We start from the raw sequence: 3,755 nt of genomic DNA, 5'->3' as shown, positions 1-3,755 counted from the left end.
GTGCCGCCCTCGTCGATGACGGCGAGTTCGACGCCGACCTCGACCGTTTCGTCCTCGGCCACCCGGATGGCACTGATCACGCCGGACGCGGGTGCGGGGATCTCGGTGTCGACCTTGTCCGTACTGACCTCGAGGAGCGGCTCGTCGGCCTCGACGCGCTCGCCTTCCTTCTTCAGCCAGCGGGTGACGGTGCCCTCGGACACGCTCTCACCCAGACGGGGCATCGTGACGGACACAGACATGGGGTAGGGCTCCTTTGCGGCGTCCGACCGACCGTGGACGACGGGCAACGGCTACGAACGCGATGGGTGCGGGGCGACTCGGAGGGCCTGCGATGACGCGGCGGGCACCTGCCGCCGCGTCATCGCAGGCCCTGATGGCTGGTGGGCGGGCGGGTACACGATCATGGTGTCTGTCGTGTACCCGCGGGCCCTGGTGACTACCAGTGGGGCGGGGGGTGTGCGGCGGTGGCCGGCGTCGCGCATCCGTGGCCCCCGATCGGTCGGTTGACTGTGCTGACTGTCAGTTGTGGGAGTGCAGCGGCTTGCCGGCCAGCGCCAGATGCGCCTCACCGATGGACTCGGACAACGTCGGGTGCGGGTGGATGAGCTGGGCCACCTCGGCGGGCAGCGCCTCCCAGCTGGTGATCAGCTGGGCTTCGGCGATCAGCTCGCCAGCCCGGTCGCCGACGATGTGGACGCCCACCACCGGGCCGTCGGGCACGGCCACGAGCGTCACCGCGCCGGCGGTCTGCAGGATCTGCGCCTTGCCGTTGCCCGCCAGGTCATAGGTCTGGGTGACGATGTCCCCGTACCGCTGCTCCGCCGCGGCCGAGGTCAGACCGACCGAGGCCACCTCGGGGTGCGAGTAGGTGACCCGCGGGATGTTGTCGTAGTCGACCGGCGCCGGGTCCAGCCCGGCCAGGCTCTCGGCGAGGAAGATCCCCTCGGCGAAGCCGACGTGGGCGAGCTGGAGGCCGGGGCGCAGGTCGCCGATGGCGGAGACGGTCGGCACGTTGGTGCGCAGCTGGTGGTCGACGAGGACGTACCCGCGGTCCGTCGCGATGCCGACCTCCTCGTAGCCCAGCCCCTCCGACACCGGCCCGCGCCCGACCGCCACCAGCAGCAGCTCGGCCTCGATGGTCGTGCCGTCCTCGAGGGCCACCGTGACACCCTCGTCGGTGGTCTTCACACCGGCGAACCGGGCGCCGAGGTGCTGCTTGATGCCGCGCCGGCGGAAGGCCCGCTCCAGCAGCTTGGAGCTGGACTCCTCCTCCAGCGGCACCAGGTGGGGCAGGGCCTCGACGATGGTCACCTCGGCGCCGAAGGAGCGCCACACCGAGGCGAACTCGCAGCCGATCGCGCCGGCGCCGAGCACCACGGCGGATGCCGGCACCCGGTCGAGCCGGAGGGCGTCGTCGCTGGTGATCACCTGGTGGTGGTCGACCTCCAGGCCCGGCAGCGACTTCGACTGCGACCCGGTCGCCAGCACGACGTGGCGTCCGGTGACTACCCTGTCGCCCACGGCGACGGATGTTGGTGACACGAGTCGTCCGTAGCCCTCGACGAACTCGATGCCACGGGTGTTCACCAGGCCGGTCAGCCCGCGGTAAAGCTTGCTGACCACCGAGTCCTTGTAGGAGTTGACCTTCGCGATGTCGATTCCCTCGAAGGTCGACAGAATCCCGAAACTACCGCTTTCGTGAATATTGTCCGCGACCTCCGCCGCGTGCAGCAGCGCCTTGGTCGGAATGCACCCGCGATGCAGGCACGTTCCCCCCAGCTTGTCCTTCTCGATCAGAGAAACGGTCAGGCCGAGCTCCGCGGCACGCAGAGCCGTCGCGTAACCGCCACTGCCGCCGCCGAGGATGACCAGGTCGACGGGACCCGCCGCAGAGTCCACCACGCCAGGTGTCCCTTCTCGTTGACTGGTTAGGATGCGTTCAGTCTTTCATGTCACCTCAGTGCGGCGTCGGAGGTCCGCCGCGACTGTGGTGCATGACGCCGGTATTTCATCGGGCTACTTCCGTGCGGTGCCCGTTACCCGCTGGTAGTTGGTTCACCGGACGTCCGGCCGCTGGTTGCCGGCAACGTTCTCGGCGAGTTGGAGCAGGGTCCGGACGATCACCCCGGTGCCGCCCCTGGGGGTGTGCCCGTACGGTTCGCCGCCGTTCCAGGACGGCCCGGCGATGTCGATGTGCGCCCAGGGGACGTCCTCGGGCACGAAGGTGCTCAGGAAGTGGGCGGCGACGAGCATGCCGCCCTCCCGGCCGCCGCCACCGGCGACGTTGGCCAGGTCGGCGACGGCCGAGTCGAGCACCTTGCGCAGCTCCGGCGGCAGTGGCATCGGCCACACCGCCTCGCCGCTGTCGCGGGCGGCCGCGACGACCCGGTCGACCCCGCCGCCGCGGCCCATCACCCCGGCGGTGCGCTGCCCCAGGGCGACGATCTGCGCGCCGGTGAGCGTGGCGACGTCCACGATCAGGGCGGGGGACTCCTCGGCGGCGCGGGCGAGGGCGTCACCGAGGACCAGGCGTCCCTCCGCGTCGGTGTTGAGCACCTCCACCCGGGTGCCGCCGCGCAGGGCCAGGACGTCGCCCGGCCGGATCGCCCCGCCCGAGGGCATGTTCTCCGCCAGCGGCAGCCAGCCGACGAGGCGGACCGGCAGGTTCAGCCGGGCCGCCGCGACGAGCGTCGCGAGCACCGAGGCGGCCCCCGCCATGTCGGTCTTCATCCACTCCATCGCGCCCGCGGGCTTCAGCGACAGGCCGCCCGAGTCGAACGTGATGCCCTTGCCGACGAGGGTGAGCGCGGGCCGCTCGGCGGCCGGCGAACCGGCCGGGCGCCACTCCAGGCGGACGAGGCGGGGCGGGTTCACCGAGCCCTGGCCCACCCCGAGGATGCCGCCGAACCCGCCGTCGGCCAGCGCCCGCTCGTCGAGCACGTCGACGGTGACGCCCACCTCGCCCGCGCGCCGGGCCGCGATCTCGGCGAACGTCGCCGGCGGCAGATGCCCGGGCGGGGTGTTGACGAGGTCGCGGACGAGCGCCACGGACTCCACCGCGACGCCGGCCCGGCGCACCGCGTCGTCGGCGGCGGCCTGGGACACGTCGTCCACCACGAATGTGATTTCGCTCACGGGCAGACGGTGGTCGTCCGCGGACGTGGCCCGGAACTCCCGGAAGGCGTAGGCGCCGAGCAGCGATCCCTCGGCCACGGCGCGCAGCCGCGCCGGCCCGGGGGTGCCGGCGACGAGGGCGAGGGTGGTGGCCACCCGGCTGGTGCCGGCGAGCGCGCGCATGGCCGCCCCGGCCGCGCGGCGCAGCGTCTCATGGCCGATGCCGCCGTCGGCCGCCGCCGCGTCCGCAGCCGCCCCGGTGCCCTCGTCCGCGCCCGTATCCGCTGGTGATGTGCCCGCCGCCGGCGGCTGTGCCGGCGGCGCGCCGACGCCGACCGCGAGCACCGTCGGGATGCGCAGGGTCCCCAGAGTCGCGAACCGGACCAGGTCACCGGCCTTGCCGGTGGCCCCCAGGTCGGCGAGGACCGTCGCGAGCCGGCCACCGAGTGCCATGTCCAGCTCCTCGGTGCCACCGAGCGGGATGGGACCGTCCTTGCCCGTCGCGACACCGATCACCAGCGCGTCAGCATCAAGATCCAGCACGGATGAGGTTGTCACGGCAGTCACGGTCATGCCGAGAGACTACGGAACACACCACAGGACGATGCAGAGCCGGGTCCTCCACACCGTCCCACAGC

3 protein-coding genes are annotated in these 3,755 nt (G+C 72.3%); all 3 read right to left on the bottom strand.

Annotated elements, in window-relative coordinates:
* Nucleotides 1-242, bottom strand: a 242-nt coding sequence (locus AC5LSR_RS23635) for a biotin/lipoyl-containing protein (protein WP_493469054.1), incomplete at its 3' end; no start/stop codon positions are given.
* 280 nt (nt 243-522) lie between these two features.
* A complete protein-coding gene (gene lpdA, locus AC5LSR_RS23630) occupies nt 523-1,905 on the bottom strand; it encodes a dihydrolipoyl dehydrogenase (RefSeq protein WP_250286854.1) in 1,383 nt (460 codons plus the stop codon).
* Nucleotides 1,906-2,058: 153 nt separating this feature from the next.
* Nucleotides 2,059-3,690: a leucyl aminopeptidase gene (locus tag AC5LSR_RS23625; protein ID WP_250286852.1), complete on the bottom strand. Its 1,632-nt coding sequence runs from the start codon at nt 3,688-3,690 to the stop codon at nt 2,059-2,061.
* Nucleotides 3,691-3,755: the final 65 nt, after the last annotated feature.

This window comes from Protofrankia sp. CiP1_Cm_nod4 (assembly GCF_982290645.1).
The sequence above is the reverse complement of the archived record's forward strand: the minus strand, read 5'-3'. Positions and strand labels throughout refer to the sequence as shown.

Coding starts and splice junctions, on each gene's coding strand:
- AC5LSR_RS23625 (WP_250286852.1), bottom strand. CDS start 3,690: ATGACCGTGACTGCCGTGACAACCTCATCCGTGCTGGATCTTGATGCT.